6 protein-coding genes are annotated in these 4769 nt (G+C 48.0%); 4 read left to right on the top strand and 2 right to left on the bottom strand.

Annotation, left to right across the window (positions count from 1 at the left end; translation table 11 throughout):
• Together A3750_RS10990 and A3750_RS10985 are read right to left on the bottom strand one after the other, a co-directional pair.
• Window positions 1-972: wax ester/triacylglycerol synthase family O-acyltransferase (locus tag A3750_RS10990; protein ID WP_231871793.1), on the bottom strand; the 972-nt coding region annotated here is incomplete at its 3' end.
• Window positions 973-1031: 59 nt separating this feature from the next.
• Window positions 1032-2000, bottom strand: a complete 969-nt coding sequence (locus A3750_RS10985) for a polyprenyl synthetase family protein (protein ID WP_068458269.1) — start codon at window positions 1998-2000, stop codon at window positions 1032-1034.
• A 295-nt stretch (window positions 2001-2295) separates the two neighbouring features.
• On the opposite strand from A3750_RS10985, the gene rplU reads away from it, so the two are divergent.
• The 4 genes from rplU to proB form a co-directional block, all read left to right on the top strand.
• A complete protein-coding gene (gene rplU / locus A3750_RS10980) occupies window positions 2296-2607 on the top strand; it encodes a 50S ribosomal protein L21 (RefSeq protein WP_068458279.1) in 312 nt (103 codons plus the stop codon).
• Window positions 2608-2652: 45 nt separating this feature from the next.
• Entirely contained in the window at window positions 2653-2913 is a 261-nt protein-coding gene (gene rpmA, locus A3750_RS10975) for a 50S ribosomal protein L27 (RefSeq protein WP_068458270.1), read from the top strand.
• 115 nt (window positions 2914-3028) lie between these two features.
• Entirely contained in the window at window positions 3029-4231 is a 1203-nt protein-coding gene (gene cgtA, locus A3750_RS10970; RefSeq protein WP_068548266.1) for an Obg family GTPase CgtA, read from the top strand.
• A 19-nt stretch (window positions 4232-4250) separates the two neighbouring features.
• Window positions 4251-4769, top strand: a 519-nt coding sequence (proB, locus tag A3750_RS10965; RefSeq protein ID WP_068548265.1) for a glutamate 5-kinase, incomplete at its 3' end; no start/stop codon positions are given.

Here is a 4769-nt window from a genome sequence, read left to right as displayed (position 1 = left end):
GAACAAGCTTGCTGTGAGTTGTTTGCCTGATTTGTAATTAAGGCTTGTTGAGCGTACTGAGATTGGAGAAAGGGCAATGAGTGGCGCTTTAGGTAGTACATTGTGGTCTTTTAAATAGCAATGCAGTGCTTCTGCGCAAATCCCGATTAGGATGTCGTTCGTTGTGACATTTTCCAGTCCCTGCCTGAGCTCTCGAACGGTTGTAAATGACAGGTGGAGGTTGTCATTTACACGTTTGCTTGTGACTTTCTTGTTGAGAGGTGTTGTCGCAACACTTAATAGTGCGGCGGGAAGATTCAGTCGTTGAAGGTTCTCGTAGAGCACGCCATAAAATGCGGACGATGCGGTGTCTTTAAGCATGTTGGTCAATGCAGTGGGAATGGTCAACGCTTTGTTGTAAGCCGCTTCCAGTATTGAGCTTGTTTCTGGTAGTGCTGCTGGCGCCCAAGGTTCGGGCTTAGTTAGCTTGCTGACATGGGGGCTCACATCAAGGAGTTGGCTAAGAACATCTTCTCCGGTGGCGGAGTCGAGAGCGGCAATGTGTGTTACCAAAATTAGAGCGAAGTGGGTCTTGTCGCAGTTGGGTTCGTTCTCGAGTCCATCTACATAGTAGGCTTGCCAAAGAGGTTGATGTCTTTCAAGGGGGGTGTTGAGGATTTTGGCGGCAAGCTCATCTAGTGAGCATGGGTTTTGCAGTGCGCTCAGTTGAATATGGTGAACATGATTCGATAGTTTGAAACTCGGGTCATCGCACCAAATAGGAAATTCATTGTTTAGCGGCGCCTCAACCAGCTTTTGTCGAAAGAACGTTTCATTGCCCAGTTTTGATTCAACAATGGCTTTAAATCTATCGAAATTGAATCGAGATCGAGTGCTCTTTTTGCGAAATATGTATGTGCCGCCAACATGCAGAGGTGCTCTACTGCTCTCTAGAAAGAGGAAGGATGCATCGATTTCTGACAACGTTCTCATGCTATGGACTCAACCTGAAGTTGGTGGTTCGAGGCTTAGGCGGCGAGTGAGCAGGATACCTACTTATCCCTGTTAACACTAAGTTCCGCAATATAGCCCAAGGCTTCACTATGAATATTCTGACCAAGTTGTTGCGCAGCATCAATAGCTTTGTTCTTACATTTCTCTGCGGCTTCTAAGGTGTATTCTAGTGCGCCGGTAGCCTGAACAATGGCGATTACCTCGCTAATGGCTTCTCGCTCTCCTCTGCGGATCGCATTTCGAATGAAAGTGCGTTGCTGTTCTGAGCCTTCGCGCATTGCAAAGATAAGCGGTAATGTAGTCTTGCCCTCGGCAAGATCATCTCCAGTGTTCTTGCCCATCTGCTTTATATCGCCAGAGTAGTCGAGGATGTCATCGACGAGTTGAAAGGCAAGCCCTAATTGCAAACCAAAGTCTTTTGCGGCTTGTTGTTGGGTATCTGAAGCACTACCAAGTTTAGCGGCGCCGTGCGATGCCGCCACGAAAAGCATGGCTGTTTTGTATTCGATAACATCGAAATACTGCTCTTCGCTGATGTCTGGGTTTTTCGCATTCATTAATTGGAATACTTCGCCCTCAGCAATCACATTAGTTGCGTTGGCGAGGACAGACATGACCCCCATGTTGCCTATCTCAACCATCATTTGAAAAGCGCGCGAATAAAGGAAGTCCCCTACAAGTACGCTTGGGGCATTGCCCCAATTCGCGTTTGCTGTTGCTTTACCGCGCCTTAGGTCCGAGGTGTCAACGACGTCGTCATGTAAGAGTGTGGCGGTATGCAGAAACTCGATAATTGACGCAAGTTTGATGGTGTCTTGGTCGCTTTTACCTAAGGCTTTCGCTGTCAGTAGCGTTACCAATGGTCGCATCCGTTTGCCGCCGCTTTCAACGATGTATTGTGCGATTTTTTCAACAAGCGGCACTCTGGAAGAGAGTTGTTCGATAATAAGGCTGTTGACCGCATCGAACTCGCTTTCGACGCTTTTGTAGATGTCTGTTAGCTGCATTAATTAGTTCTAGTTTTAGAGTGGTTGGCGGGCATACGGCGCGCTGCGATGGCAAATGCTATGAGTACCGCGCCTCGGTGTCAAGATAAGTCCTTTAATGCCAAACACCCGCTTGCATTTGATTAATGCTTGTCTTAGAATCACGCGCCCCTCAAATAGCGAGGTCATTCTCTGTTATAGGGTTGCCGAAGAGCTTCCTTTAGAAACAGATGCGCAATCAGGTTCACTGAAGCGAAGAAATGACGACATGGCGGCTATCAGTCGCGACGAGGGAGAATATATTTTGGAGAAGAAAATGTACGCAGTTATCGTAAGCGGTGGTAAACAGCATCGTGTTACAGAGGGCGAAGTCCTTAAGCTCGAGAAGATTGAGCTTGAGACGGGCGCTAAAGTTGATTTCGATCGTGTATTGCTAGTAGCGAACGGCGACGATGTAAAAATCGGTGAGCCAAACGTGAAAGGCGCTAAAGTGACAGCAGAGATTGTTAGTCATGGTCGTCATGACAAAGTGAAGATCATGAAGTTCAAGCGTCGCAAGCACCACATGAAGCAAATGGGTCACCGTCAGTGGTACACTGAGGTGAAAATCACTGGAATTAAAGGCTAAGTTGTTTGCACCTAGTGCGAATCAGGTAGCGTAAGGAGTAATCTAATGGCTCACAAAAAAGCGGGTGGTAGTACCCGGAACGGTCGCGATTCGGAAAGTAAACGTTTAGGCGTTAAGCGCTTCGGCGGCCAAGAAGTTTCAGCTGGTAGCATTATTGTGCGTCAGCGTGGCACGCGTTTCCACGCAGGTAACAATGTTGGTCTTGGTAAAGATCACACTTTGTTCGCAACTGCAGATGGTGTTGTTCAGTTCGTCACAAAAGGTCCTCAGAACCGTAAATACGTGGAAATCGTAGCAGCGGAATAAGGTCGGCCTTATTAGAAAAAGCTCCGCATAGCGGGGCTTTTTTTTTGTGTTTTTGTAGCGCGTGGGCGTACAGCAGTTAAACTGTTTCTAACACTTTCGCTGTGAAAGGATAGATATGAAATTTGTAGATGAAGCCGCGATCTCTGTAGAGGCCGGAAAGGGCGGAAATGGCTGTTTAAGTTTTCGTCGAGAAAAATATATTCCCAAGGGCGGTCCTGATGGTGGGGATGGTGGTGATGGCGGCTCTGTCATCTTGGAAGCAAATGATGGTTTGAATACGCTGATCGATTATCGGTTTGTTCGTCAATATCGCGCGCAATCAGGTGAAGGCGGAAAAGGCCGTAATTGTACTGGTGCCAAAGGTGAAGACTTGATTCTAGGCGTTCCTGTTGGGACAAGTGTTTTTGATGTGGATACCGAAGAAGTACTTGGTGATTTAACTCAGATCGGGCAGCAACTTGTTGTCGCACAAGGCGGCTGGCATGGATTGGGGAATACGCGTTTTAAGTCGAGTACCAATCGTGCGCCGCGACAAACGACGCCAGGCAAACCCGGTGAGAAGCGCAATATTCGATTAGAGCTGAAAGTGCTTGCTGACGTCGGTTTGCTGGGGCTTCCGAATGCTGGTAAGTCGACTTTGATTCGGTCTGTTTCGGCGGCAAAGCCGAAGGTTGCCAATTATCCCTTTACGACTCTTGTGCCTAATCTAGGTGTGGTGCGTGTCGAGTCACATAAAAGCTTCGTGATGGCAGATATCCCCGGTTTGATCAAAGGTGCATCTGATGGTGCAGGGCTTGGGATTCGATTTTTAAAGCATTTGGTGCGCACACGCTTGCTGCTTCATGTTGTTGATATGGCTCCCTATGATGGGAAAGAGCCTAAAGAAGCCGTAGAGGAAATTGTTGGAGAGCTTGAAGGTTTTAGTCCAACGCTGGCCTCAAGAGAGCGTTGGCTTGTGCTGAATAAACTAGATATGGTTCCTGAAGAAGAGCGAGAGCAGCGTTGTGATGAGTTGGTTCAGGCGCTCGGCTGGAAAGAGCCGGTATATCGAGTTTCGGCGTTGAACAAGGAAGGTCTTGAAGCGTTGACCTGGGATATTATGCGCTGGATTGATGCAAAAGCAGAGGCAGAGGCTAACGATGAGGAGTTGGCTGAGTTAGAGGCTGGTTTGAAAGAAGCTATGCAGCATGAAGCGCGGGTGCGCTTAGAAGAGTATAAGGCTGCGAGAAAGACTCGTCGCGCTCAGGGTGAGGACTTAGATGATGACGATGACTTTGATGAAGACGATTATGATGTCGAAGTGGAGTATGCGCCTTAACGTGGGTGAATAGAGAATTGTGAGTCAGTTAAATAAAAATGAGACGCGTGATAAGTTGAGGTCCGCTAAGCGGATTGTTGTGAAAATTGGTAGCGCGTTATTGACGGATGATGGGCGTGGACTAGCACACGACTCGATTCAAGAATGGGTAACGCAGATGGTTTCGGCTCTCGATCATGGCGTTGAAATTGTACTGGTGTCATCCGGTTCGGTAGCGGAAGGTATGGTGCGCCTCGGGTTGGAGTCTCGACCCTCTCAGCTTAATCTTCTGCAGGCTGCGGCAGCCGTTGGGCAGACGGGCTTGGTCAATGCCTATGAGCGTTATTTTGGCGAGCACCAAAGGTGCACTGCTCAGATTCTTCTTACCCATGATGATTTGTCGGATCGGAAGCGTTACCTAAATGCGCGAAGTACGATAACGACGTTGCTCGATCTAGGCGCTGTTCCTATTATCAATGAAAACGATACGGTAGTGACGGATGAAATTCGGTTTGGTGACAATGATACGCTCGGTGCTTTAGTGACCAATTTGGTTGAT

The organism is Oleiphilus sp. HI0079 (genome assembly GCF_001635105.1).
The sequence above is the reverse complement of the archived record's forward strand: the minus strand, read 5'-3'. Positions and strand labels throughout refer to the sequence as shown.

What these genes read in the sequence shown, in the direction of transcription:
- A3750_RS10985 (WP_068458269.1), bottom strand. Translation starts at nt 2,000, where the DNA reads ATGCAGCTAACAGACATCTACAAAAGCGTCGAAAGCGAGTTCGATGCG.
- rplU (WP_068458279.1), top strand. Translation starts at nt 2,296, where the DNA reads ATGTACGCAGTTATCGTAAGCGGTGGTAAACAGCATCGTGTTACAGAG.
- cgtA (WP_068548266.1), top strand. Translation starts at nt 3,029, where the DNA reads ATGAAATTTGTAGATGAAGCCGCGATCTCTGTAGAGGCCGGAAAGGGC.
- rpmA (WP_068458270.1), top strand. Translation starts at nt 2,653, where the DNA reads ATGGCTCACAAAAAAGCGGGTGGTAGTACCCGGAACGGTCGCGATTCG.